Source organism: Chryseobacterium daeguense DSM 19388, from assembly GCF_000430825.1.
GTDB classification, from domain to species: domain Bacteria; phylum Bacteroidota; class Bacteroidia; order Flavobacteriales; family Weeksellaceae; genus Chryseobacterium; species Chryseobacterium daeguense.
This window is the reverse complement of sequence record NZ_AUMT01000010.1, coordinates 102,948-128,113: the sequence shown is the minus strand read 5'-3', so window position 1 is coordinate 128,113 and position 25,166 is coordinate 102,948. Positions and strand designations below refer to the sequence as shown.

The following is a 25,166-nucleotide window of genomic DNA, read 5'->3' as shown; positions in this document are numbered from 1 at the left end:
TGAAAACAAAAGTCACCCGACTTACTTTTCTTATTCACAATTAATTACATTTTTTTACATTAAATATGTTTAACATTGAAACGTTAAGGTCAAAATCCGTAACGGAGCTGACTAAAATCTTAAAGGATTTAGGCGTTAAAGTTGCAAGAAACAGCACTGAAAATGACAAAATCTTTGCAATTCTTGACTTTCAGGCTTCAAATCCCAAAGTGGCAAAAGATTATTTCAACGCCACGGAAACCAGTATGACTACTGAAGAAACACCGGCAGAAAAACCTGCAAAGGCTCCCGCAAGAAAAGCTGCTCCCAAGAAAACGGCAGCCAAACCCAAAGCGGAAACAAAACCTCAGGCAGAGATAAAACCACAAGCTGATGCAAATGCAGAAGCGGAAGTAAAAGAAACGGTTTCTGAAGAATCTAAGCCGGAAGAAATAAAAACGGAACAGGCAGCAGCTGCTACAGAAGAAGCAACATCAGCTTCCGCCAAGAAAAAAAGGAAAAGGGTTTCTACCAACGCAGGAAATACAGAAACAATTCCTCAGGAAAAACAAGAAGCTCCAAAAAACACAGAACCCCAGGAAACTGCTCCGGTGGAAGAAAGGCCAAACAACCCTCAATCTCAGGCCAGACCTCAAAAAGGACAACAACACAACAATCCGCACAACAACGGAAACCAGAATAGAAATCAAAACCAAAACCCGAATCAAAACCAAAATCAGAATAAGCAGCAACAGCAGCATTCTGAGAGGCATGATGAGCAGCACCACGAATCGAGAAAAGAATTCAATTTCGATGGAATGGTGAGCATTGAAGGGGTATTGGAGATTTTACCTGATAACTACGGCTTCTTACGTTCATCGGATTTCAGCTATATATCTTCGCCTGACGACGTGTATGTTTCTACAGCACAAATCAGAAACTTTGGTTTAAAAACCGGAGATACGGTAAGAGGTATCGTGAGATTGCCGAAAGAAGGTGAAAAATATTTTTCATTATTAAAACCTACTGAAGTAAACGGACGTGACCTGGCTTTCATTAAAGACCGTGTTGCCTTCGAATATCTTACACCACTTTTCCCTGAAGAAAAATTTAACCTTGCAGGGAATAACTCCACAATTTCTACGAGAATTGTTGATTTAGTTGCGCCGATTGGGAAAGGACAGAGAGCTATGATTGTTGCCCAGCCGAAAACGGGTAAAACAATGCTTTTGAAAGATATCGCTAATTCTATCGCGGCCAATCACCCTGAAGTTTATATGATGGTTCTTCTTATCGATGAACGTCCGGAAGAGGTTACCGATATGGAAAGAAGTGTAAATGCAGAAGTTATTGCATCTACATTTGATGAAGCAGCAGAAAAGCACGTAAAAGTAGCCAACCTTGTTTTAGCAAAAGCTCAGAGAATGGTGGAATGCGGACATGATGTGGTGATTCTTTTGGATTCAATCACCAGATTAGCAAGGGCTTACAATACTGTTACCCCGGCATCAGGAAAGGTGCTTTCCGGTGGTGTTGATGCCAATGCTCTTCACAAACCGAAAAGATTTTTCGGTGCGGCTAGAAAAATTGAAGGCGGTGGTTCTTTAACGATTATTGCAACTGCTCTTATCGATACAGGTTCTAAAATGGACGAAGTGATCTTTGAAGAATTCAAAGGTACAGGTAACATGGAACTTCAGCTTGACAGAAAAATTGCCAACAGAAGAATTTATCCTGCTATTGATCTGGTAGCTTCAAGTACACGTAGAGATGATTTGCTTCTAGATGAGGTTACTTCTCAGAGAATGTGGATTTTAAGAAAATACCTGGCTGAAATGAATCCGGTAGAAGCTATGGAATTTGTAAGTAAAAACATCAAAGGAACTCTTAATAACGAGGAATTCCTGATGTCTATGAATAAATAGAATTAATTTAATTTGTTACAAGAAGCACGAATTTGTATTCGTGCTTTTTTTGGCTGTAAGATGAAATGCTGGAGGTTGTATTTTGATTAAACCTAACGGGTTTTAAAAACCCGTTAGGCTTGAGTTTTGTGAAATATAAAGAAACAAAAGATTCATTCACACTTTAAAAACTTCCCGCTTCCATCTTCCAACTTTCTATATCAAAATTTAATTCATTCTAAATCAATTCATCAATGTTAAAGATTTATTAAAATAATCCCTATACTTTGAATATAGGTTAATTTATGGCTAAATTTGGGTTAATAACATTAAAAATAAAAATTATGTCATTTGAATTACCAAAATTAGGATATGCTTACGATGCACTGGAGCCGACTATCGACGCAAGAACTATGGAAATCCACCATACAAAGCACCACCAAGCATATATTGACAATTTAAATAATGCCATCAAAGGAACTGATTTAGAAGGAAAAACAATAGAAGAAATCTGCAAGACGGGAACTGATAAGCCTGCAGTAAGAAATAACGGCGGAGGACACTTCAACCATACTTTATTCTGGGAAATTTTAACCCCGGGAGGCAGCAAAGAGCCTGTAGGTAACGTAAAAGCTGCTATTGAAGCATACGGAGGTTTTGAAAAATTCAAAACTGATTTTTCTGATGCTGCTAAAACAAGATTTGGTTCTGGATGGGCATGGTTGGTAAAAAATGCTGACGGTTCTGTTGCGGTAACTTCTACTCCAAATCAGGATAACCCGTTAATGCCTGTTGCAGACGTAAAAGGAACTCCGGTTTTAGGACTTGATGTTTGGGAGCACGCATATTATTTAAACTATCAAAACAGAAGACCTGACTATGTTGCAGCATTTTTCTCTGTTGTAAACTGGGATAAAGTAGAAGAATTATTCAACAAATAATTTTTAAACTATTATAAAAAGAAAAGGTTCAGAGCAATTCTGAACCTTTTTTAATATCTTGTTACGTCACTTCCCGAAAGCCCATTCATTCGCAATCCGTATTTCCAGTTTACATAAGCAAAAACCTGATACAATTTATACTCGAATTTTAAGCCGTAATTTTCTTTGGGATCATAATCAATTGAGGATTCAATGACATTTCTGTATTTTCCCGAAGAATAGTAAGAATTCCATTCACTTACCAAAAGTGTATTTTTAGTTTTTAAATATGATTCTGAATATTGGCTGATAGGTTTAGCAACGGCATTCAAAAAATAATCAAACTGAGTGTCAATTACCGTAAGATCCCATTCTCCGTCTTCATTTTTTGAAGGTTTCATTTCTGATTTCTCCTGACCGTCTTTTGTATCAGTCTGCGCGCGGCAGCCGAACGGCAAAAGAAAAATGATGAATAGTAAGATTATGTTTTTCATATTTTAAAGGTACAAAAAAAGCACCCAAAAATGAGTGCTCTGTTTTATGGTTCTTTCTGGAGAACTACAAATGCCGGGAAGTGGTCGCTATAACCACCGGTGAACTGATCGCCGTTCCATGAGCGGAAAGGATAGCCTTTGTAATTTCCTTCTTTATTCACTAAATAAGGCGGAGCAAAAATTTCTGCTTTGTAAACAGAATATTCTTTTGTTACCTGATCTGCCACTACATTTTTAGAAACAATAATCTGGTCGAATAAGTTCGGTGCATCCTGATAAGCTAAAGAAGCCACCCCTTTTTTGTATAAAGGATACATTAGATTAAGATAAGGCGTGTTTTCGCTTAAATCTTTAGGGTTTGCCTGTGCTTTCAGATGATTTTTTAAACTTGCGCTTACAGGATCATCATTAAAATCTCCCATTGCAAATAATTTTGTAGAAGGATCTGCTGCTCTTACACTGTCCATTTGTTGTTTCAATAAAGCTGCGGCTGCATTTCTTTTAGGTAAGGAAATAGCCTCACCACCTCTTCTTGAAGGCCAATGGTTCATGAAAAATGCTACTTTTTCATTGTCAAGCATACCGGTTACCACTAAAATATCCCTCGTATATTCCCTTCTGCCGTCATCACCGAATACCTTCAGTTCTTTTTTTAACGAATTAGTAGGCGTGAATCTTCTTTTCTGATAAATCAGGGCTACATCAATACCTCTGTAATCGTATGAGTTGTAATGGATAATCCCGTAATCATATTTTGCCAGTGCGGGTTGTTTTACAAGATCTTCAATAACCTGTCTGTTTTCCACTTCTATCAAGCCTACTACAGCCGGGGCCGTTTTTGTGTATTGTGCTCCAAGCTCAGAAATTACTTTTGCCTCATTGGCAAGTTTTGCCTTGTAAATTTTTGTATTGTAATTTTTAGCACTGTTGGGCGTAAATTCTTCATTTCCGCTCTGATATCTTATTACTTTTTTACCTTTAAGGGCTTCATCGCTCCATGGGCCTTCATATTTTTCTGCTTCCAGAAATTTGATGGAATCCATAGGAATACTTCTGTGGAATGCCGGATTTTTAACATCTTTGGTTCCATCTATATAATCTGCCGAGCGTATCGTGTCCCAAAGGTTTTCTACATTCAAAAAGCCTACTGTGGCCACTTTCCTCAGTTTTCCCTGCTGCTGTGAAAATGCCATAACCGAAAAAGTAATGGCCAATAAACTCAAAAATCTTTTCATCCTCGTAGAGTTATTACTAATACAATTTAATTTGCAAATTTACTCTTTTTTAATTCATACCAATTTAAATATTTGTAAATTTAAAGTATGGTATCCGTGTTTTTTTATATAATGATTCTTAAAAGTTTGCAACGTTAAGAAAAAATAATGTTAAAAAGGTTGTAAATTCTAAATTTTGATTAAATTTGCGTCCCCAACTTTTAAACTGTTGATAATTAATAAGAAAAGTATTTAAAAAAGAAAATATACTCATGATTAAAAAACTATCATTAGTCTCTTTATTTACTTTGCTTCCGGCTTCATACTATTTTGCGCAGACTACGGTATTTGCGTATCTTAAAGATGCAGAAGGCAAGCCCGTGGAAAGGGCAGAAGTAGATCTGAAAGGGAATGACAATGATGTAACGGCTGACAAAATTGGATACTTCCAGTTTGTAGATCTGCAGCCGGGGCATTATCAGATTGTGATTACGAAACCGAATTACGAAACCAAAGTAATGGAGTTCGACGTAGCCAATGAAAAGAGAAAGGATTTAGGAGTTGTTACTCTTTATTCTACACTTACTAGCGCAGATCAAGGTTTAGCAATCATTGACAGTGATGGTGATGATGAGGACAGCAACAGCGGACAGGCTTCTACGGTAGGTTTACTGCAGTCTTCCCAGGATATTTTCAGCAGAATCGCAGCATTTGACTTGGGATTTTACTGGTTTCGTCCGAGAGGGATAGACGGTAGGTTTGGTGAAACGATGCTTAACGGAGTTTCCATGATTAAATCTGATAACGGAAATGTAGACTTTGGAAACTGGGGCGGTCTTAACGAAATTACAAGATACCCGGAAATTTCCCAAAACCATTCTCCTTCGGAATATGCTTTCGGTGGAAACAGCTCTGTAGTTTATAAAAACACGAAAGCAAGTGAATACAGAAAAGGATTTCAGTTTACCCAATCTTTAACCAACAGAAATTACAGAAACAGAACTTCGTTACGCTATAGCTCAGGTATGAGCAAGTCGGGATGGGCGTTTACTGTAATGGGAGCAAGAAGATGGGCAGAGGAAGGTATTCAGGAAGGAACTTTTTATGATGCTTACGGAGCTTATTTAGGTGTTGAGAAAAAGTTTAATGATAAGCATACGATGACATTCAACTTTATCGGTGCGCCTTACAGAAGATCTACATCCAGCCCGAGCACTCAGGAAGTTTATGACTACAGAGGGGTTCACTATAATTCATATTGGGGTTACCAGGATGGTGAACAGAGAAGTGAAAGGGTAAGAAAAGGTTTCCAGCCGATCTTCCAGGTTCAGGATTTCTGGAAAATTAATAAAAATACGAGTCTTTGGACTTCATTATCCTACCAGTTCGGAAAAGATAAAGGTTCACGTTTAGACTGGCAGAATGTACAAAACCCGTCACCTACCTATTACAGAAACCTTCCAAGTTATTATGATTCTCTGAATCCGGATGCTTCAGTAGTAAACCCGGACGGAACTATGACAACGGCTCAGGATGCCTTCCAGACTTCTCTCAGAGGATGGGAGACCGGGGATCCTAATATTACACAAATCAACTGGGACAGACTGTACAGAAGAAATATGCAGCAACCGGCTGATAATTATTATGGTCAGTTTGGGAGAAGAGCTTTATATTATTTAGTAAATGATGTAAGCGATGATAAAATCTGGAATGCGTCTACTCACTTGATTCATAATTTTAATGATACAACTAAATTCTTATTAAACGTATCTTATCAAAATTACCGTTCAGAGCAATACAGAGAAGTAAATGACCTGTTAGGTTCGGATTTCGTTTTAAACAGAGACCCGTTTGCGGCAACAAATCAGCCGGGGAAATCAGGATTATTTAATGAAGGCGAAGAAAATGTAACGAAAAAAGTAGGAGACAGAATGACCTACGACTATATTTTCAGAAGACAGGAGGTAAAAGTAAATCCGGGATTAAAGTTTTCAACAGGAGCTTTTGATGTGTTTGTTTCCGGAATGGTGGGCTATTCTTCTTCAAATAGAGAAGGATTGTTTAAACATTATTTATACAAGGATTCTTACGGAAAAGGAGCAGATTACAATTACTGGAACTATGGTCTGAAAGGGCAGGTTGTTTATAAAGTAAACGGAAGAAACTTTATTGTTTATAATGGTGCTTATTATTCTCAGGCTCCATATCTGGAAGATTTGTTCATCAATCCAAGAGTAAACGGCTCTACCGCTCCGAACGTGAAAAATATGGTAGTAAGCGCGAACGACTTAAGCTACGTTATTTCTACACCATTCTTAAAATTGAGATTAACAGGATATTTAGTAGACACAGAAAACGAAACTACAGTTCAAAGATTCTTTGCTGATGGTATTCAGCTGAACAATACGGATGATCAGGGAGACCAGACCATCGTTCAGAGTGCTTTCGTTACCCAGGTAATGACAGACGTAAAGAAAAGAAATATGGGGTTGGAATTAGGAGTTGATGTAAAAGTTCTGCCTACTTTATCCTTACAGGGTTTAGCTAGTTTAGGCCAATATACTTACAGAAATGATCCTACAACTTATTTCGCATCAGATGCTACCGGTACTTTCTCAAACGGACTTTCTTATTTGAATTTAGGAAAAACGTATATCAACAATTACCGTCAGGGAGGAACGCCTCAGCAGGCCTTCTCATTAGGTTTCCGTTACAACAATCCGAAATACTGGTGGGTAGGAGCAAACTGGAACTATTTTGATGATAATTATCTTGATCCGTCTGCATTAATCAGAACAGAATCTTTCATTCAGAATAATAATTCCGGAACACCTTATTATAACCTTACAGAATCTGAATTAAGAAGAGTATTGGAACCTACAAGACTGCCTTCGTCATTCTTCCTGAATGCTAATGCAGGGAAATCCTGGGTGATTGGAAAATATTACGTTCTAATTTCTGCTACGGTAAATAATATTTTAGACAATAAAAAATATATTACAGGAGGTTTTGAGCAGACCAGAAATGCAAAATTCCCTGATTTTGTGCAGGATTCAGACAGAGAATTTACCTTGTTCGGGCCGAAGTACTGGTACACACAAGGGAGATCATATTTTGTAAATTTACAGTTTAGATTCTAAAAAATCCACTAACTACTTTAATTTAAAATTATTAAGATGAATAATATAAAGAAATACTTAAGTTTAGTAACGGGAGTTGCATTTGCTGCGATTTCGATTACATCTTGCGTACAAAAGGATGAATGGGATACTCCACCCATCAAATGTGAAAACAAATTCGGAGAGCCAAATACTACTATGGCTGCTATCAAGGCAATGGCTCCTGCAAGCGGTGTTACCTTGATTAATACAGATCAGATCTTTGACGGGTATGTAGTTTCTTCCGATGAAAACGGAAACTTCTATAAAACCATCTCTTTCCAGGATAAACCTGAAAACCCTACCGTTGGACTTCAAATTGAAGTAGACAGATCCAGCAACTATGCAGATTTTCCTGTAGGTGCTCATATCAGAATCAATGCTAACGGCTTAAGAGTGGCTCTTGACAGAGGAACTGTAAAACTGGGTTCTGTAGATAATCAATATGCTATCGGAAGAATTCCGGGAGCTTTGTTCAGCAAATATGTTTCAGGGGTTTGCAACGGAAATGGACTGGATGTAGCAACAATGAAGCCTCTTGAATTGGCTACTTTAAAGCTGGCAATGGATGAGAAATACATCAATATGCTGGTAAAAGTACCGAATGTACAGTTTGCAGCCGGTGAATTAGGAAAGAAATATATAGACTATGAAGCAGGTGCAGGAAAAGATACAGACAGAAGCATTGTAGATCAGTCTGGAAATGCTACTGTAATCAGAAACTCAGGTTTCTCTACTTTTGGCTCTACTTTATTGCCTGAAGGAAAAGGGGATCTTACTTTTGTGGTAAGCCGTTATAACTCAAGCTGGCAAATGCTAATCAGAAATACTAAAGATGTCAACTTTACAGGGAAAAGATTCTTCTTCGAAGGATTTGATGGTGCCTTAACGGATAACTGGGAAACAGTAAGCGTTACAGGAGCTCAGGTGTGGAATATTCAGCAGTTTGGAAATCCAAAACCATGCGTGGTAATGAATGGTTTTTCCGGTGGAAATAATATTAACGAAGACTGGCTGATCTCTAAACCAATTTCTCTGGCAGGCTTTACTTCTGCTTCATTATCTTTTGAAACTGATGTAAGATATGCAGGAAATGTTCTTGAAGCGTATGTAACAGACAACTACACAGGAAACCCTGCTACAACTACGTGGACAGCACTTCCGGCTATAATGGACCCGAATAATGCTCAATTCAATACATGGACATATTCTGGTGATCTAAGCTTAACGGCATTTGTAAATAAAGATATTCGTGTTGCATTTAAATATACTTCTACTTCATCAGCAGCTTCTACCTGGGAGCTTGATAATGTGAGGGTTGTAGGCAATTAAATTATCACTACATAATATAAGAAAGGCGGACTGGTTGGTTCGCCTTTCTTATTTATAATAATAAACCTGATGAATGATATAATCTTCGGTATCATAAGGTAATAAAAAAGCCACCGCAATTGCAGTGGCCTATAGTATTTTATTATTCGTTTAAAAAGAAACTTCATTCACTTCTTTTCCTCTTTGGAAGTTCATTGTTTTCTGACTTCCTTTATAAGCGATATTAACGAGGTTAATCTGCTTAGGAAAAGCACTTAGAAGTATCGTGTTTTTAATCTTTAAGGTGCTGATATCGGAGACTCCTCCTGCTTCAAAATACACCCATACAGTTTCTCCGCTTACCTGACTTCCCGTGAAGGTTATCGTTTTCGGGGAGCCATTGACGTACACATCAAAATTATTATTTACATATTTTTTTACCTCTGCTTCAAATCCGGCTGTGTTAGGATTTATTTTAATGGCATCTGAAATATGACTTGTATTCATTTTTGTGGTGAACTTCAATGTTTTGCTTCCGTCTATATAATCCACTTTTGTCATTGAAGAGAAAAAGTCTACATACGTGAAACTCATTAACACAAAAAATGTTAAAATTCCTGAGATATATAAAAATTTTTTCATCTTAAATATTAGATTTACAATCATGATTGTTTATTGTAAGTGACAAATAACATGCCAATTAAAAATTAACATTTACCGAATACTTGTCGTAAAATGCCTTAATATGTGCTACTGCCTCGTCAGCGGTATCTACCACACGGTAAAGATCAAGATCTTCTTCGTGAATCATTTTTTCTTTTAACAAAGTTGCCTTGAACCAGTCCAGCAATCCGCCCCAGAATTCGGAGCCCACCAAAACAATAGGAAACCTCCCGATTTTATTGGTCTGAATCAGCGTTAAAGCTTCCGTAAGTTCATCCAGAGTCCCGAAACCTCCCGGCATTACTACAAAGCCCTGAGAATATTTCACAAACATTACTTTTCTTACAAAGAAATAGTCAAAGTTCATGGAATATAATCTGTTGATGTACGGATTAAAATGCTGCTCAAACGGAAGATCTATATTTAAGCCAATGGATTTTCCCTGTGCATTAAAAGCACCTTTATTTCCGGCTTCCATGATTCCCGGGCCGCCGCCGGTGATAATTCCAAAACCTATTTTTGTAATTTTTTCGGCAATTTCCACTGCCATTTTATAATATTTACTTTGTGGCTTCAGCCTTGCAGAACCGAAAATAGAAACGCAAGGCCCGATTTTGGCCAGCTTTTCATAGCCGTCTACAAATTCTGCCATTACCTTAAAAACCATCCAGCTGTCTTTGGTAATGGTCTCATCCCAGGTTTTCTGTCTGAGGCTGTTTTGGAGTTTTGTTTCGTTTATATCAAGCTCAGGATTTATTAAGCTTTCATCCCTGGTTCCTTCAATTCCCATTGCAAAAAATTATTTAAAATATTTCTCGGCCTCCGTTACGGATTCCGGTCTTCCCACGTCTATAAGAACACTGTCATGCACAAAGCCATGAATCTTCTCGGTCTGCATAAGATCCAGATATTCTTCCATCACGGAAAATTTGCCTGTTCTTTTTATCTTGTCAAAAATAACAGGATTAATACAGTGAACTCCGCTGAAAGCCAATGCTTTGAATCCTTTATTGAATTCCGCGAGTCTTTGTTCACCGGTCTGCACATTCAGCCAGCCTCGTAAAACCAGCTCATCATTGAAAAGCAGCTTTCTTGAGCTTTCCCTGTCTGACACGGCTAATGTAGCAAAATCTTTTATATTTTTATGATAATTAACAAGATCCGTGATGTTGATATCTGTTAAAATATCAGCGTTCATGATCAGGAAATCTTCTCCATGATCGAGAAATTTTCTAGCAAAAACCAAGCCGCCACCTGTTTCCAGAAGTTCTTCAGATTCATCTGAAATTTCTATTTTACACTCGAAATTATTGTTTTGCTTTAAAAATTCAACAATCTGATTTCCAAAATGATGAACATTAATGACAAAATCTCTTATTCCGAAATTTTTTAAATATTTAATATTTCTTTCCAAAAGCGGAACATCGTTCACTTTTGCCAGCGCTTTCGGATGGTGATCTGTGAAAGGTTTTAATCTGGTACCTTTTCCTGCCGCGAAAATGAGAGCTTTCATTGTTTATGAGTAATTAGAATGATATTGAATTTTAAATAATAATTAATGAAGTTAAATATTACTTATTGCACATTACCCATTACTTATGATTAAGTTGGTGCTGTTCGTCATGATGAAGGCTTACTTCCACTTTTTCGCCGTATTTTTCTTCAACAAAATGAGCAATTTTTATTGCTGAATATACCGATCTGTGCTGTCCTCCCGTACACCCGAAATTGATCTGAAGGTTTTCAAACCCCCTTTCAAGATAATTGTCGATGCTCATTGAGATCATGCTTTTTACCAGCTCAAGAAACTTTGGCATTTCGGTTTTTGTTTCCAGGTATTCCTGAACGCCAACGTCTTTTCCTGTCTGAATTTTATATTCTTCCACTCTTCCCGGGTTCAGGATTCCACGGCAGTCGAAGGTAAAGCCTCCGCCGTTTCCTGTTTCATCTTTCGGAATTCCTCTTTTTTTATACGAAAAACTGTGTATGTCTATGTGTAGCATTTCTTTTATTTATTTTTTTAACCATTAAGGTCTATTTAAGAAGTTAGTGTTTCAAAATTTCTTCAATTTTCAATCTCGTTTTTTTCAATCCCAATTGCCCAATTACTTTTTCCAGTTCAGGATATTCTTTCATCTGATCCCAGTTTTGAGCAAAACTTATAATATTTTCGATACCTTTTTCAATGCTTGCAACGAAATGTTGCTTCCTCTGGATCAGGCCTCTGAAACCGTAAGCTCCCAGAACCTGTAAAAATCGCATCATCTGGATAGGCTTCACCGAGTTTCTTAGTTGAGCCCTGGCTTCTTCATTATCAAACTGACTGATATAAAATTCAAGCATTTCATTTTTAAAATCCTCCGGAAAATTGGCCTTGGCCTGAAACAGAAAAGAAATGACATCATACATCAAAGGTCCTTCCATGGCCGACTGATAATCAATAAATGAAACTTCATTTTTTTCATTCACCATAATATTTCTGGCCTGGAAATCGCGGATCATTAATCCTTTTGGTTCAAGATTTTCGATGAGGTTTACAATTTTTTTAAATTCTTTCAGAAGGGTAGACTTATGATATTCAAGCTCAAGAACGTCCGCCACAAAATTTTTAAAATAATATAAATCGTGGGTTACAGGAAGCTCATCGTATTTTTCATATTCAAATGTTTTGCTGAAATCTATTGCACCCTGTGTTGAAATTTGTAATTGATACAGCTTTTCAAGCGTTTGTTTTACAAGATATTTTACATTTTCAGATACATTTTCCCGGGCAATGACTTCAGAAAGAGTATTTGCTCCCAGAAATTCCTGGATATAGATTTTCCTGTTATCAGAAATAGCAAAAATTTTGGGTGTATTCAGGTTCAGATTTGAAAAGATTTCGGAATAATATAAAAAACTTTCGTTCTCCTGAATATTTTCATTGTATGTAATAATATACTTTATATTTTCATTTTTGGCTAAAAAATTTACCCTCGACGAGCCACTTTGAGCTAAAACATTAAACTCAGAAGATTCTTTACCTGTAAAATTTTCAAAAAATCGTTTTACGTTTCCGGAATTCATAGATGAAACAAATATAGTAATTTACGGGCGAATTTCTATATTTGCATTATGCTAAAGGATTTTAAACCAGTATTAGGCATTCTGTTACGTTTCATCATCATTTACCTGGTGCTGCTTTTTGCGTATCAGTTTTACCTGAATTCTTTTAAAGAGTTCGGTCTCGATCCTTTTTCAAGGATGATTGCAGATCAGGTGCGGCATATTCAGAATGCAATTGGATTTCCGACGCAGCTTTATGATGATGTAAAAGGGGAGCAGGTTTATTTTTATGTAAGAAAGGAATACCCTACAAGGATGGTGGAAGGCTGTAATGCAGTTTCTGTAATGATTCTTTTTGTAGCATTTGTTTTTGCTTTTTATAAAGGGATGAAAACATTTGTTTTTGTGCTGATTGGTCTTGTTTTGCTGTATGTTATTAACTTATTGAGAATTACAGGCCTGAATATTGTTCTTCTGGACTACAAACAGTACGGAAAGATTGCCCATGATTTTGTTTTTCCGGCCATAATCTACGGTTCCGTAGTTGTTCTGTGGCTGGTCTGGATTAAATTTTTTGCTTTAAAAAATGAAAATTCTTAGCTGGTTTCTGGTTATTGCAGGTGTTTTTGGCCTGATTGGGGTGAGAGCACTCGAAGACAGGATCTTTTATGACCCTTTTCTTAATTATTTTCATGAAGCCAATAAAAATATACCATTTCCCGCCTTTGAGTGGGGAAAATTAATTGCGGGATATCTTTTAAGGTTTATTTTAAACTTATTTTTCTCCTGTCTTATTATTCATTTTTGGTTTAAAAATAAAGAATGGACTATTCAGGGAACTATTTTAATTACAATTATTTTCTTAATTACTTTCCCTATTTATCTTTATTGTATTTACGACAGATTTGAAATTGGTTATCTTTTTTCTTTTTATATGAGGAGATTTGTGATTCAGCCATTGATTTTATTACTCATTATTCCGATGTTTTATTACCGAAAGCAAATGCAGAAATAAGGATATAAACCTAAAGAGGCTCAGACTGGCTCTGGTTAAAATCAACTTTTATAAATTTAGTGAAATGTCATCCTGAGCGGAAGCAGTCGAAGGATCTAATTGGCGGTATGCTTATTAACTCTGGTAGCGTTTTCCGGAGTCCATTTTACCCTTTTTACAAAATCTCTTTCACGGACAGGACAGTCTGAAATCTGACAGACAGGGCATGAAATCGGCTTACAATCATCCATGTGGAAATTAAATTCAACGCTTCTTTTGGTGTTTTTTGCTAAAAGGATAATCATCTTTTCCATCTCATTATGAGCATCACGAAGGCTGTAATACCAGGGCAGGGTAATGTGGGCGTCAATATGCAGACTGGCCCCAAACTGCTGGATTTTCATATTGTGAACATCAATCCATTCCGTACGTCTGTTTTCTTCGAGAACTTTAATAATTTGGTTTAATAATTCCGGATCCTGCTCATCCATGATACCGCTTAAGGATTTGCGGACAATTTTATAGCCTACAACAATAATATAAGCCCCGAAAGTAAGAGCTACAATGGAGTCCAGCCAGTATATTTTTGTGAAATAAACCACAATTAAGCTGATCACAACGCCTAGCGTGGTAATGGTATCTGACTGCAGGTGTTTCCCAGAAGAAATTAAAACCAATGAATTTTCCCTTTCCCCTTTTTTAACGGAAATATAGCCTAACAGATAATTAATAACAGCAGTTGCAGCAATAATCCAGATTCCCGTATCTATTTTGCTTAGAACCTTTCCCATTATCAAGCTGTTGATGCCTTCATAAATGATCATTATTCCGGCAATGGCAATCAGGGCTCCTTCGATTCCCGAGGTCACAAATTCTACTTTTCCGTGGCCGTAAGGATGATCTTCATCTTTGGGTTTGGCGGCAAGATATAAAGAGTAAAGGCCCATGAATGCACTGATAACATTCACAATACTTTCCATGGCATCAGAAAAAACAGCATCGGAATTGGTAAGCTTCCACGCAATAATTTTTCCGATAAAAAGGATCACTCCAAAAGCGGCAATAAGCTTCTGAAAGGCTAATTTATCTTTATTATTATTTTTTTCCTGTTTCATAGTTTGATAAAAAAAAGAATCTCAGTTTGAGACTCTTTTTCTATTTTGTTAGTTTACACTAAGTTGTTAGCTACGATATATTCAGCGATTTGTACTGCGTTGGTAGCAGCACCTTTTCGAAGGTTGTCTGCCACAATCCAAAGGTTCAGTGTCTTCGGCTGTGAAAGGTCTCGCCGTATCCTTCCTACGAATACTTCGTCTTTTCCTTCCGAATAAAGCGGCATTGGATATTCGTTATTTTTAACGTTATCCATTACCACAACTCCCGGAGTTTCAGATAAGATTTTCCTTACTTCATCAAGATCAAATTCATTTTCAAATTCGATATTCACACTTTCAGAATGTCCGCCCTGAACCGGAACTCTTACTGCAGTTGCCGTTAAATTAAAGGTATCATCACCTAAAATTTTCTTAGGCTCTTTCATTAATTTAATCTCTTCTTTAGTATAATCATCGTCCGCAAAAACATCACAGTGTGGAAGTGCATTTTTAAAGATCTGATAAGGATACACTTTTGCAATAGAATCGTCACCGCTGATCTCAGCATTTAACTGGTCAACAGCCGCTTTTCCTGTTCCTGTTACGGATTGGTAAGTGGAAACAATGACTCTTTTTAAATCATATTTTTTGTTCAAAGGTCCTAAAACCATTACTAACTGAATCGTAGAACAGTTCGGATTTGCGATGATCTTGTCTTGTTTTGTTAAAACATCTGCATTGATTTCCGGAACCACTAATTTTTTATCCGGATCCATTCTCCAGGCTGAAGAATTATCGATCACTGTAGTTCCTGCTTCAGCAAACAGCGGAGCGAATTCCAGCGAGGTAGAACCTCCCGCCGAGAAGATAGCAATATCCGGTTTGGCAGCTATAGCGTCTTTCATGCTTACGATTGTAAATTCTTCCTGTTTATACTTCACCTTTTTGCCAATAGATCTTTCCGATGCTACCGGAATTAATTCTGTGACAGGGAAGTTCCTTTCTTCAAGAACTTTCAGCATAACTTGTCCCACCATTCCTGTGGAACCTACTACAGCTACTTTCATTGTTTTGATTAAAAAATTTAAAGATTAAAATATTTAGAAATTATAAACTCATCATTTATAATTCATAACTCATAACTTTTACGAACCGAAGACTCTTGCCCACGGGAACGCGAATGCGAATAAACCTACTGCGATTAACCCCATAATTACAATTCCTAAAGAAATGGTAGGGTTTGTTTTAACTTTCTTGTTGATGATAGTCATCAAAACAGCAGCAATAAGCATAGAAAACGGATGCTCAACATATTGGAATCTAAGATCTGCATTTTTCATAATGGAGCCCATATCCATACCTTTTGTGAGATTAATGATCAGCATTACAATTCCCAGTAAAAACTGAACGTGGAAGAAGATCATTGTAAACAGTGTTGTTTTTTTAAGGAAATTATTCACTTTCCCGCTGAAACCGAACATGGTAGCCAAAAGAGCAATCGTAAATAATGTCACTAAAAGGATTTCCAAATATCCAAATCCTTTGTGCGCATTAAGCAAAATGTTGTAAAAATCCATAATCTATTTTTTCTTTTTTCTAGTACACAAATATAGCAAAAATCCCGGCGATTTGCCGGGATTGATATGTATAAAATCTAATGTTTTGTTTTTATTAGAAGTTGAATGAAAGGTTTGCCGCCCAAGTTCTACCAAATCCGAAGTAAACTCTGTTTCCATTAGCAATACCTTTATACATGTAGCCTAATTGCTCATAAGTTAGCTTCTGAGTGTTTTGGGTTCCATCAGCTAATGTTGTAGGAGAATCACTTCCAAAAATGTTTGTTGCTCCGTCAGAGATATAAGTAGTGTCTAACAAGTTATAAACATTAACACCAACTGTAAAATATTGTGAAGGGTTTTTTAATCTGATTTTATAAGATGTACCAACATCAAATAGATTAAAGTCTGGTAATTGAAGTGTTCCTTTTTCTTGACTTTCTGGCTTAGAGAATGCTCCCGGGTCAATTGAAGAATAGATCTTACCGGCATATCTCCAAGTTCCAAATATATTAAGATCTTTTACAGGCTTAATAGTTGCACCTAATGAAGCAGTAATTTGTGGAATACTGTTGCTGCTGCTACCTCCTACCTTTACTCCGTCAAGATAAAGTGTAGTGCTGTTAGAAGCGCTTCCTGAAACGTTAAGAGGGTTATTGTTATCATCAAACGTTGCTCCGCTAGCATTGCCTTTATATTTGTAATCTCCAACAGATAGCATCCCCTGTAATTCTAAGAATTGAACAGGCTTATATGTTGCATCAACTTCAACTCCCATGTGAACCTGAGTGATTCCACTGATCTCTGCATAACCATTTACAATAGAAGTTCCGGTTGGTGAAGTAGCATCTGGCACTTCAAATGGAATATTACTTCTTCTCAACCATCTGTCTTTCCATTCTGTTCTATAAAGGTTAACATTTGCGTTTAATTTTGAAGATCTGAATCCATATCCAACTTCAGCAGAGAAAATTTTCTCGTTCGTAAGTGTAGGGTTAAGAACCTGGAAATTACTTGGATATACAGCATTCATGAAAGGTTGCTTGCTGTAATAACCGATATTTGCGAATACGTTATTTTGAGAGTCAATGTTATAGTTAGCCCCTCCTTTAATGTTATATCCGAAGAGATTCTTAAATCCTGTTTTTGTGTTAACAACCTGACCAGTTGTTGGGTTTGGCTGTCTTGTTACACCATCTTGCACAAAGTTATCAATTCTTTGATAAGATTGGTTTGATACTGATCCTTGTAAGAAAGCAGATAAATTATTTTTAGAGTATTCTATCTGAGCAAATCCGCTATACCATAGAACCTCTCCATCATTGCTGTAACCAACTTGCTCTTCTAAAGGTGCTGTGCTGCCTCCGAAAGGATTCCAAGAAAGCTTTTTGTAATCGTAAATTTTATTTACAATATAAGGAGAAACATTTTTATTATTTCCTTCTTTATATCCCGCAGCTCCATAAAGGTCAGATACTACCTGATAATGATATCCATAATAATATCTGTCATCTGTACCTACTGAGAAATTCCAATTATCATTAATTTTATGCTGGAAGTTAGCTAAAATACCATACCAGTTGTGAGAGTTAATACTCGCCCGACGAATAAGAGTAGCTCCATTACCTGCAGTATTTACATTTACAGCCTGGTTCGCTGCAAATACCGCATCATAGTTGAAATGACCCATGTTGTCATAGAAGCTAGTTAAAGATTTTCCTCCAACTCTACCAAGATCACCAGTTCCACCACCTCTACCGTTAGACATGTAAAGAACTGTACTTAATTTAGACTTTTCATTCATTGTCCAGTCCCAGTTTAGCATCATTACAGGTTTAGCATAGTAATTTGATCTGTTAGCAAGGGCAACTTTATTTCCATTTGCATCAGTATAGAAACCAAAGTCAGAGTTATATTGTCTGTATGGAGTTCCGTCCTGATCTGGATTAAACTTAATGTAATTAGCAATCGTAGGAGCAAAAGTTCTTTGATCGTGCCATTGTGGAGCTGATGTCAAAGTAAATTGGAAGTTATGCTTTTTGTTTGGCTCCCAACCTAATGCAAAGTAATATGCGTAAGCTTCGTAATCAGTATTTTCAATATACGTTCCTCCGGATTGTCTGCTCATTAAGAAAGATGAAGACCATCCTTTATCAGATTTTCCAGTATTATAAGCAAATGAAGTTTTTAAATAATCATTGTTTCCAACTCCCAATCTGATAACTCCTCCTTTCTTCATATCAGCTGAACGGGTAAGGAAGTTAATTGTTCCACCTACTGATGCAATAGCCAATTTAGAAGAACCTAAACCTCTTTGTACCTGAAGTGTACTTGTAACATCAGATAAACCTGTCCAGTTAGAAAAATAAACAGTACCACCTTCCATGTCATTTACAGGCATACCATTTACCATGACAGCAATGTTTCTGGATTCGAACCCTCTCATGGTGATACCTCCATCACCAAAACCTCCTCCTGATTTTGTAGCATATACAGATGGGGTAGTATTCAAAATTTCAGGAAGCTCTTGGTTTCCTAATCTTTCTATAATTTGTGCTGCTTTAATTGTAGAAACAGCAACCGGTGTTTTTCTATCTTTTGCGATATCGGTTACACCTTGTAAAATTACCTCTTCAATGTCTTTAGATTTTCCTACGGTATCCTGAGTTTGTTGAGCGTAATAAACACTAGCTGTAGATAAGGTAATTATCGCAGTTAGCATTGTTTTGTTGATTAATTTCATAATCGTTAGTAATAGTTAGATTTAAATTTTCTGCAAAATTCGGGAAATATAATTTAACTAATATTAACGTTGTGTTAATTTTTAATCAATCTTAATAAGGTTTAATAAATTGATTTACAATGCATTGAATAATAATTGATATTTTACATGAAAAAAATCATTTTATTGAATTTTTAACAAACCGAGGTCATTTTTATCAATAACTCAACGTTATTTCAGGGCTTTGAGGCTTAAATCCATATTTTCTGCAGAATGGGTCAGCGCTCCTGCGGAGATGTATGTAACGCCTGTAGAAGCAATTTCTTTCAGCTGATCACGGGTAATTCCGCCGGATGCTTCCGTTTCGCAGGCTCCGTTAATTAGCTTTACTGCCTTTTTCATGGTTTTTACATCCATATTGTCCAGCATGATTCTGTCAACCTTTGCATTGATAGCTTCTTTTACCTCTTCAAGATTTCTGGTTTCAACCTCTATCTTTAATTTCTTTTTATTTTTTTTGATATAATCCTTCGCCATTTTCACGGCATTGGTGATGCTTCCGTTGTAATCAATATGATTGTCTTTCAGCATAATCATGTCGTAAAGACCGTACCGGTGATTGGTTCCTCCACCGATGGCAACTGCCCATTTTTCACAAACCCTGAAATTCGGGGTGGTTTTTCTTGTATCTAAGAGTTTAGTTTTAGTCCCTATTAACCTTGAATCCCAGTCATGAGTAAGCGTAGCAATCCCGCTCATTCTCTGCATGCAGTTCAGGACGAGCCTTTCGGTTGATAAGATTGACCTTGCGCTTCCGGTTACAATAAATGCTACATCGCCTACTTTTACGGCATCTCCATCCTTTACAAAAGTTTCTATTTTTAAGTTTTTATCAAATGTTTTAAAAATAATTTCAGCGAGCTCCACACCTGCAAGAATACAGTTTTGCTTTACAAGAAGCTTTGCACTTTGTTCAAGGTCTTTGGGAATGGTAGACAGAGTAGAGTGATCGCCATCCTGAATGTCTTCTTCCAAAGCATTTTTAATGAATTGTTTTAAAACTTTATCTGTAACGTATGCTGGTCTTTTCATATTTTTAGTTTAGTAGTAAAAAGAAGTTTTTTTTCCAAATACCAGATCGTGAATAATAAACAGCAACAGAATTTCATTCTCTCTTGCATTTATTTTTTCAAATTCTATATTGTCTTTTATTTTTGTGTTATTTTGATTTATGGCCTCAAACGCTAATATCTCTTTTCCGTTCTTACCTTGGGGAATGACTTTATAATTCCAATTAAAAGTTTCCCAGTCGTATTCTTGCGTGTAATAAGTTATTTTATTATTATCAAATTTTAAAATCGGGTATTGATTATTATTGATGTAAAATAAAGTTAAATTTAATTTATTATCTTTAATTATATTGTTCAAATCAAATTTTAAACTTCCATAGTAATCTGGTTTCCCTAAACCTTTCATATTACATAGAAGATTTAAAACCAAAGGGTATTTGGATCTGGGGATTATAATTCTTTTTAATAATGTTACTCCAAACAATCCACAAAGGAGCGCAAAAAATAATATCCCTATAAGTATAATTCCATTTGACATACTATTAATCTTTTGTTCTTGCTCCCAAAAAAGTAATAATACAAAACCACCGATCAGTGAGATTGCTATTCTTGAATAGAATAAAATATTGACTGTAGTCAGAATATTAAAATCAAAAGCTTTCATTGTTTAATAAAAACTAAGCTAAATCTTTATTATAAAATGCACCTTTATTTTCCATCATTTCCATAGATTGGGTAATGATGAGGTGGGCGACAGTTGTTAAGTTCCTCAGTTCTGATAATTGCGGCGAAAGAATGGAGTAGTGGTAGATTTCATCCACGGCAGCGGCAATTTCCTGATGTTTTTGTAATGCCATATTCAGACGGCGGTTGCTTCTTACGATTCCTACAAGGTCGCTCATCATTTCCTGAAGCTGTTTTCTTAAGTATGAAATAATCACCATTTCATCCATGATTTTCATGCCTTCTTCATCCCATTCCGGAACGGCTTTTAAATCATCAAAATTAAAATTATTTTCATTCAGAAGATCAACGGTTTTCATGGCGGCGTTATGGCCAAAAACCAAGCCTTCCAGTAATGAGTTTGAAGCCAGTCTATTCGCTCCGTGAAGTCCGGAATTCGTGCATTCTCCCACAGCAAAAAGATTCCTGATGGAAGACTGTCCGTCTTTGTCTACTTCAATTCCGCCCATTAAATAATGACAGGCCGGAACCACGGGAATCAGCTGTGTGAAAGGATCAATTCCTTCGTCCTTGCATTTTTTATAGATATTAGGGAAATGTTCCAGGAACTTTTTGTGATCCATATCCCGGCAATCGAGACCTACATATTCATCTCCGGTGATTTTCATTTCTGCATCTATGGCTCTTGCTACGATGTCTCGGGAAGCAAGTTCCTCACGTTCATCATATTTATGCATAAATTTTTCACCTCTTTTTGTTCTTAATTTAGCACCGTCTCCACGCACGGCTTCCGAAATCAAAAACAGCATTCCATCCATTTTACTGTATAAAGCTGTTGGGTGAAACTGGTAATACTGCATATTGGAAACCTGCCCTTTTGCCCTTGCTACAAAGGCAATTCCGTCTCCGGTAGCAATGGTAGGGTTGGTGGTGTTTTTATAAACGTGGCCGGCTCCTCCCGTAGCCACCAAAGTTATTTTTGAGGTGATTTTTTTTATTTTCTTGCCTTTTTCATCCAGGATATAAGCTCCGTAGCAATGGATGTCGCCTTCATTCAGCTCTTTTCCGGGAACATGGTGCTGGGTGATGATATCGATTACGTAATGATGATCAAGAATTTCTATGTTTTCACTTTTATTGGCGGTTTCCAGAAGGGCTCTTTCAATCTCAAAACCGGTAATGTCTTTGTGGTGCACAATTCTGTTTTCGGTATGTCCGCCTTCACGTCCTAAAGCAAATTCGCCGTTTTTCATATCAAAATTTGCTCCCCATTCTACAATTTCCCTGAATCTTTCCGGGGCTTCCTTTACTACCATTTCTACAACATCGCGTTTGTTTTTTCCGTCTCCGGCGCGCATGGTGTCTTCTATATGTTTATCAAAATTATCGTTTTTGGAATCCGTAACTACCGCAAGGCCGCCCTGGGCGTATTTTGTGTTGCTTTCGTCTTCGTCAGATTTTGTTACGATGATTATTTTGGCATCAGGAAGCTGTTCAGAAACCTTAATGGCGTAGGAAAGTCCCGAAATCCCGGAACCGATTACTAATACATCCGCTTTTATCATTATGCTGGCTTTAGGTACAATCGTCTAAAATAATTAAATAAATTTAAACAATTTTTCGTTTGGTTTTCTTACTTTTTTCATGTGCTGGAAGTGATCTTCTTCTGAGCGGTAGCCCAAAGCAAGGGTTACAGTCACTTTTTCAGCTTCAGGATTAATGTTCAGAATTTCTTCAATGACCTCATGGCGGAAGCCTTCCATCGGGCAGGTGTCTATATCTTCTATCGCTGCGGCGTACATTAAATTGGCCAAAACGATATAAGACTGTTTTTCTGCCCAGTTGAAAATTTCATCCTGATTTTTTTGCTTAATATGTTGATTGATGCTGTTTCTGAATAGTTCCAGATTTTCGAGAGGAGTTTCCCTTACATCGGAAATATGCCTGAAATATCCGTTGATATAGCTTTCATCTACTGTTTTTTTAGAAATAATGACAATGAGATGAGAGCAGGTGGAAATCTGGGACGGATTATAAAATGCGGGTATAAGCTTTTCTTTCATTTCCGGGCTTTCCACCACAAGAATTTTATAAGGCTGAAGACCAAGAGAGCTTGCAGATAATTTCCCCGATTCAAGAATGTTGAATAGTTTTTGCTGAGGAATAATCTCATTGTTAAATTTCTTAACAGAATATCTTCTGCTTAAAGCCTCTAAATAATTCATAAGACAAATTTAAGAATTGAACGTGAATTAATTTAGTTTAAAAACAAATATCTGTTTATAAATTTTGGTTAAAAAAAGATCACTCCGGTTTTGAAGTGATCTTAATTATAATAAAAATAATTGTGATTAATCTCTGTTTTTTACAAGAACCCAGCCTGAATATTTGATTGGTGTATTTTTCTTGTCATTTTCATTCCATGAAACCGAGTACCAGTAGCTTCCCGTAGGAACTTTTCTTCCTGCCACTGTTCCGTCCCATCTGTATTTATTCGATTTGTCTGCTCTGTGAAGCTGCGCTCCGTATCTGTCGAATACATTGAATACGAGATTCTGTTTTCCTGCCAACGCTGAATAATCAATACCGTCATTAATTCCGTCTCCGTTCGGGGTGATCACATTGATGATATTCGGTACTACGATGGTAATATCTATTGGTTCGCAGTCGTAAGCATCTTTCAGATAAATCTTGGCATCGCCTCTGGCTACGTTTTTAAACTCGTTAGAATCCTGCCAGTTGATCCCGTCCATAGAATATTTATAAGGTGCTGTTCCTCCGCTTGCATATACGGTTACGGTAGAACCGGAAATATCAACGCTTGATATCACAGGCTGCTCTGCAGGATATACTTTTACGGTTTGTGTAGCAATACACTGGCCTGTAGTTAATCTTACCCAGTATGTTCCAACTCCTATATTGTTTACTGATTGTGTGGTAGCACCTGTGCTCCATTCGTAGGCAGTAAACCCTGGACCGGCATCTAATGTGGTTCTGTCTTCAATACAGATGATTTTATCTTCAAGAACATTCGAGAATACCGGCGGAAGTACTTCAAGGGTCACTTTTGCAATGTCAAAACATCCAAAGCTGTTGGTTACCCTGATGTACACCACTCCTGTAGGAGCTACATAATTCACGGGATCTACAATAGGATTGGTTTGATTCTGGGCATCCGTTAATGAAGGATAATATTCTTTTGTAATACCTGTAGAACTGCCAATTACTGCAGCTGTTGTAAGATTGAACAATGCTGTAGACGGCTTTGTTTCAATAAAGCATGAACGTAACGTTGCTGAAGTTGTGGTAACCTTCGGAGCTACTTTTAAAGTTATTGTTGCATCATTGTTATCACATAAAACCTGTGCAGGATCTTTAATAACTACAGAAATGCTGGTGTTTGTATTGTATTGGAAATTCGTAGGGTTGGCAATAGGCGTTCCGTTTCCTGTAATATAATAGGTAAAATTGTAATTACTTGGGGTTGCGGTAAGCTGGGAATTAAATGAAGTTAAATCTACTGTTGCCATTCCTGTTAAATCCGGGCAGATGTCCTTACTGATTGCAGAAGTTAATAATGGAACTTTATCTACAAAAACCTTCACGTTTTTAATGGAATGTCTCGATCTGTTTCCACCCGTAGAAGCTGAAAACCCGAAATAACCTACAGTCATCCCGGCAGCAGTGCCTGATGGTGCAAACGACTGATTACAGATCACGTTACCATTAATTGTAATTTTTATGATCCAGTTGGCCGGAGCTGCAGGATCTACTTGTGCAGTTACTTCCACATGTTTGTAGTTTGTGCCCTGAAAAGGCAGCGTAGTATTCATATCCGGTGAATGAAAAGAGCTTCCGGGGATATTGAAGTATTCTACATTGTTCTGGTCTGTTGTATTGGCAATTTGGCCATACCCAACGTGTACTTTGCTCATTACTGCTGTTGTAGTGTTGTTGTACGTGTCAAAACCTACGACTAAGCCTACTGCATTTTGGGAAACTCCAAGACCGGAACCTAATACGCTGGCAACAGGCGGGTTTTGCAGATACCAAAACGCGATTCCGTCACCATTGGCGGTCTGGTTAGAGTCCATTCTGAAATCAAATTCCACTCTCCATTTATCACAGTATTTTAAGTTGATAGGGGTGTTTACCCTGATAGATCCGGATTGGTTATTGGTGTCCGGAGTAAGCTGTACAAAGTCCGTGCTTACTGTGGTGGGAGCAACCATTGTCCACCCTGCTGTGTTAACGGGATTCCCTGTCAGCTGATAAGTTTGAGAATAAAACTGCTGGGAAAAAATGAGAGAAAGGATGAAAAATAAAAGGGGTAGTTTTTTTTCCATATGATATTATTT

Annotated in this window: 22 protein-coding genes; 6 read left to right on the top strand and 16 right to left on the bottom strand. The window is 37.1% G+C overall.

The annotated features are described in order from the left end of the window. The first annotated feature begins 65 nt into the window (after positions 1–65). On the top strand, positions 66–1,904 hold the full coding sequence (gene rho, locus H560_RS0113055) for a transcription termination factor Rho (RefSeq protein WP_027380456.1): 1,839 nt from the start codon (positions 66–68) through the stop codon (positions 1,902–1,904). Between the two features lie 323 nt (positions 1,905–2,227). Beyond that, positions 2,228–2,824: a superoxide dismutase gene (locus H560_RS0113050; protein ID WP_027380455.1), complete on the top strand. Its 597-nt coding sequence runs from the start codon at positions 2,228–2,230 to the stop codon at positions 2,822–2,824. A gap of 50 nt (positions 2,825–2,874) precedes the next feature. On the opposite strand, the gene H560_RS0113045 is transcribed toward H560_RS0113050, so the two are convergent. Together H560_RS0113045 and H560_RS0113040 are read right to left on the bottom strand one after the other, a co-directional pair. Next, entirely contained in the window at positions 2,875–3,297 is a 423-nt protein-coding gene (locus H560_RS0113045) for a DUF6146 family protein (protein WP_027380454.1), read from the bottom strand. A gap of 44 nt (positions 3,298–3,341) precedes the next feature. Next, the gene (locus H560_RS0113040; RefSeq protein ID WP_027380453.1) at positions 3,342–4,532 is read right to left on the bottom strand and encodes an endonuclease/exonuclease/phosphatase family protein; all 1,191 of its coding nucleotides are present in this window, start codon (positions 4,530–4,532) and stop codon (positions 3,342–3,344) included. Between the two features lie 251 nt (positions 4,533–4,783). On the opposite strand from H560_RS0113040, the gene H560_RS0113035 reads away from it, so the two are divergent. After that, on the top strand, positions 4,784–7,651 hold the full coding sequence (locus H560_RS0113035) for a carboxypeptidase-like regulatory domain-containing protein (RefSeq protein WP_027380452.1): 2,868 nt from the start codon (positions 4,784–4,786) through the stop codon (positions 7,649–7,651). 36 nt (positions 7,652–7,687) lie between these two features. Next, positions 7,688–9,001, top strand: a complete 1,314-nt coding sequence (locus H560_RS21610) for a DUF5689 domain-containing protein (RefSeq protein WP_051289331.1) — start codon at positions 7,688–7,690, stop codon at positions 8,999–9,001. Between the two features lie 150 nt (positions 9,002–9,151). On the opposite strand, the gene H560_RS0113025 is transcribed toward H560_RS21610, so the two are convergent. The 5 genes from H560_RS0113025 to H560_RS0113005 all read right to left on the bottom strand — a co-directional run bounded on the left by H560_RS0113025 (position 9,152) and on the right by H560_RS0113005 (position 12,709). Next, on the bottom strand, positions 9,152–9,622 hold the full coding sequence (locus H560_RS0113025) for a DUF6702 family protein (protein ID WP_027380451.1): 471 nt from the start codon (positions 9,620–9,622) through the stop codon (positions 9,152–9,154). A 58-nt stretch (positions 9,623–9,680) separates the two neighbouring features. Then, positions 9,681–10,433 (bottom strand): LOG family protein, encoded by a 753-nt coding sequence (locus H560_RS0113020; protein ID WP_051289330.1) that lies wholly within the window; start codon positions 10,431–10,433, stop codon positions 9,681–9,683. A gap of 9 nt (positions 10,434–10,442) precedes the next feature. After that, positions 10,443–11,156: a nucleotidyltransferase family protein gene (locus tag H560_RS0113015; RefSeq protein ID WP_027380449.1), complete on the bottom strand. Its 714-nt coding sequence runs from the start codon at positions 11,154–11,156 to the stop codon at positions 10,443–10,445. Between the two features lie 79 nt (positions 11,157–11,235). Then, on the bottom strand, positions 11,236–11,646 hold the full coding sequence (locus H560_RS0113010) for a RapZ C-terminal domain-containing protein (RefSeq protein WP_027380448.1): 411 nt from the start codon (positions 11,644–11,646) through the stop codon (positions 11,236–11,238). 43 nt (positions 11,647–11,689) lie between these two features. After that, entirely contained in the window at positions 11,690–12,709 is a 1,020-nt protein-coding gene (locus H560_RS0113005) for an aminoglycoside phosphotransferase family protein (RefSeq protein ID WP_027380447.1), read from the bottom strand. A gap of 48 nt (positions 12,710–12,757) precedes the next feature. Here H560_RS0113005 and xrtF point away from each other — a divergent pair, with 48 nt between their 5' ends. Then, a complete protein-coding gene (xrtF, locus tag H560_RS0113000) occupies positions 12,758–13,288 on the top strand; it encodes an exosortase family protein XrtF (RefSeq protein WP_027380446.1) in 531 nt (176 codons plus the stop codon). Next, positions 13,275–13,703 (top strand): exosortase F system-associated membrane protein, encoded by a 429-nt coding sequence (locus H560_RS0112995; protein ID WP_027380445.1) that lies wholly within the window; start codon positions 13,275–13,277, stop codon positions 13,701–13,703. The genes xrtF and H560_RS0112995 overlap by 14 nt, the downstream gene beginning before the upstream one ends. Before the next feature lie 95 nt (positions 13,704–13,798). On the opposite strand, the gene H560_RS0112990 is transcribed toward H560_RS0112995, so the two are convergent. The 9 genes from H560_RS0112990 to H560_RS22435 all read right to left on the bottom strand — a co-directional run bounded on the left by H560_RS0112990 (position 13,799) and on the right by H560_RS22435 (position 25,154). Continuing rightward, complete coding sequence (locus H560_RS0112990; protein ID WP_027380444.1) at positions 13,799–14,797, bottom strand: cation diffusion facilitator family transporter; 999 nt, start codon at positions 14,795–14,797, stop codon at positions 13,799–13,801. Positions 14,798–14,850: 53 nt separating this feature from the next. Continuing rightward, complete coding sequence (locus H560_RS0112985; RefSeq protein WP_027380443.1) at positions 14,851–15,843, bottom strand: aspartate-semialdehyde dehydrogenase; 993 nt, start codon at positions 15,841–15,843, stop codon at positions 14,851–14,853. A 78-nt stretch (positions 15,844–15,921) separates the two neighbouring features. Beyond that, a complete protein-coding gene (locus tag H560_RS0112980) occupies positions 15,922–16,353 on the bottom strand; it encodes a hypothetical protein (RefSeq protein ID WP_027380442.1) in 432 nt (143 codons plus the stop codon). Positions 16,354–16,447: 94 nt separating this feature from the next. Further along, on the bottom strand, positions 16,448–19,075 hold the full coding sequence (locus tag H560_RS0112975; RefSeq protein WP_027380441.1) for a TonB-dependent receptor: 2,628 nt from the start codon (positions 19,073–19,075) through the stop codon (positions 16,448–16,450). A 210-nt stretch (positions 19,076–19,285) separates the two neighbouring features. Further along, positions 19,286–20,146, bottom strand: coding sequence for a carboxylating nicotinate-nucleotide diphosphorylase (nadC, locus tag H560_RS0112970; protein WP_027380440.1), 861 nt, complete (start codon positions 20,144–20,146; stop codon positions 19,286–19,288). A 9-nt stretch (positions 20,147–20,155) separates the two neighbouring features. Beyond that, entirely contained in the window at positions 20,156–20,788 is a 633-nt protein-coding gene (locus H560_RS0112965; RefSeq protein ID WP_027380439.1) for a hypothetical protein, read from the bottom strand. 13 nt (positions 20,789–20,801) lie between these two features. Next, positions 20,802–22,373, bottom strand: coding sequence for an L-aspartate oxidase (nadB, locus tag H560_RS0112960; RefSeq protein WP_027380438.1), 1,572 nt, complete (start codon positions 22,371–22,373; stop codon positions 20,802–20,804). Between the two features lie 33 nt (positions 22,374–22,406). Next, complete coding sequence (locus H560_RS0112955; RefSeq protein ID WP_027380437.1) at positions 22,407–23,033, bottom strand: NAD(P)H-dependent oxidoreductase; 627 nt, start codon at positions 23,031–23,033, stop codon at positions 22,407–22,409. Positions 23,034–23,159: 126 nt separating this feature from the next. Next, positions 23,160–25,154, bottom strand: a complete 1,995-nt coding sequence (locus H560_RS22435) for a T9SS type B sorting domain-containing protein (protein ID WP_027380436.1) — start codon at positions 25,152–25,154, stop codon at positions 23,160–23,162. Positions 25,155–25,166 lie beyond the last annotated feature (12 nt).

What these genes read in the sequence shown, in the direction of transcription:
- rho (WP_027380456.1), top strand. Translation starts at nt 66, where the DNA reads ATGTTTAACATTGAAACGTTAAGGTCAAAATCCGTAACGGAGCTGACT.
- H560_RS0113050 (WP_027380455.1), top strand. Translation starts at nt 2,228, where the DNA reads ATGTCATTTGAATTACCAAAATTAGGATATGCTTACGATGCACTGGAG.
- H560_RS0113045 (WP_027380454.1), bottom strand. Translation starts at nt 3,297, where the DNA reads ATGAAAAACATAATCTTACTATTCATCATTTTTCTTTTGCCGTTCGGC.
- H560_RS0113040 (WP_027380453.1), bottom strand. Translation starts at nt 4,532, where the DNA reads ATGAAAAGATTTTTGAGTTTATTGGCCATTACTTTTTCGGTTATGGCA.
- H560_RS0113035 (WP_027380452.1), top strand. Translation starts at nt 4,784, where the DNA reads ATGATTAAAAAACTATCATTAGTCTCTTTATTTACTTTGCTTCCGGCT.
- H560_RS21610 (WP_051289331.1), top strand. Translation starts at nt 7,688, where the DNA reads ATGAATAATATAAAGAAATACTTAAGTTTAGTAACGGGAGTTGCATTT.
- H560_RS0113025 (WP_027380451.1), bottom strand. Translation starts at nt 9,622, where the DNA reads ATGAAAAAATTTTTATATATCTCAGGAATTTTAACATTTTTTGTGTTA.
- H560_RS0113020 (WP_051289330.1), bottom strand. Translation starts at nt 10,433, where the DNA reads ATGGGAATTGAAGGAACCAGGGATGAAAGCTTAATAAATCCTGAGCTT.
- H560_RS0113015 (WP_027380449.1), bottom strand. Translation starts at nt 11,156, where the DNA reads ATGAAAGCTCTCATTTTCGCGGCAGGAAAAGGTACCAGATTAAAACCT.
- H560_RS0113010 (WP_027380448.1), bottom strand. Translation starts at nt 11,646, where the DNA reads ATGCTACACATAGACATACACAGTTTTTCGTATAAAAAAAGAGGAATT.
- H560_RS0113005 (WP_027380447.1), bottom strand. Translation starts at nt 12,709, where the DNA reads ATGAATTCCGGAAACGTAAAACGATTTTTTGAAAATTTTACAGGTAAA.
- xrtF (WP_027380446.1), top strand. Translation starts at nt 12,758, where the DNA reads ATGCTAAAGGATTTTAAACCAGTATTAGGCATTCTGTTACGTTTCATC.
- H560_RS0112995 (WP_027380445.1), top strand. Translation starts at nt 13,275, where the DNA reads ATGAAAATTCTTAGCTGGTTTCTGGTTATTGCAGGTGTTTTTGGCCTG.
- H560_RS0112990 (WP_027380444.1), bottom strand. Translation starts at nt 14,797, where the DNA reads ATGAAACAGGAAAAAAATAATAATAAAGATAAATTAGCCTTTCAGAAG.
- H560_RS0112985 (WP_027380443.1), bottom strand. Translation starts at nt 15,843, where the DNA reads ATGAAAGTAGCTGTAGTAGGTTCCACAGGAATGGTGGGACAAGTTATG.
- H560_RS0112980 (WP_027380442.1), bottom strand. Translation starts at nt 16,353, where the DNA reads ATGGATTTTTACAACATTTTGCTTAATGCGCACAAAGGATTTGGATAT.
- H560_RS0112975 (WP_027380441.1), bottom strand. Translation starts at nt 19,075, where the DNA reads ATGAAATTAATCAACAAAACAATGCTAACTGCGATAATTACCTTATCT.
- nadC (WP_027380440.1), bottom strand. Translation starts at nt 20,146, where the DNA reads ATGAAAAGACCAGCATACGTTACAGATAAAGTTTTAAAACAATTCATT.
- H560_RS0112965 (WP_027380439.1), bottom strand. Translation starts at nt 20,788, where the DNA reads ATGAAAGCTTTTGATTTTAATATTCTGACTACAGTCAATATTTTATTC.
- nadB (WP_027380438.1), bottom strand. Translation starts at nt 22,373, where the DNA reads ATGATAAAAGCGGATGTATTAGTAATCGGTTCCGGGATTTCGGGACTT.
- H560_RS0112955 (WP_027380437.1), bottom strand. Translation starts at nt 23,033, where the DNA reads ATGAATTATTTAGAGGCTTTAAGCAGAAGATATTCTGTTAAGAAATTT.
- H560_RS22435 (WP_027380436.1), bottom strand. Translation starts at nt 25,154, where the DNA reads ATGGAAAAAAAACTACCCCTTTTATTTTTCATCCTTTCTCTCATTTTT.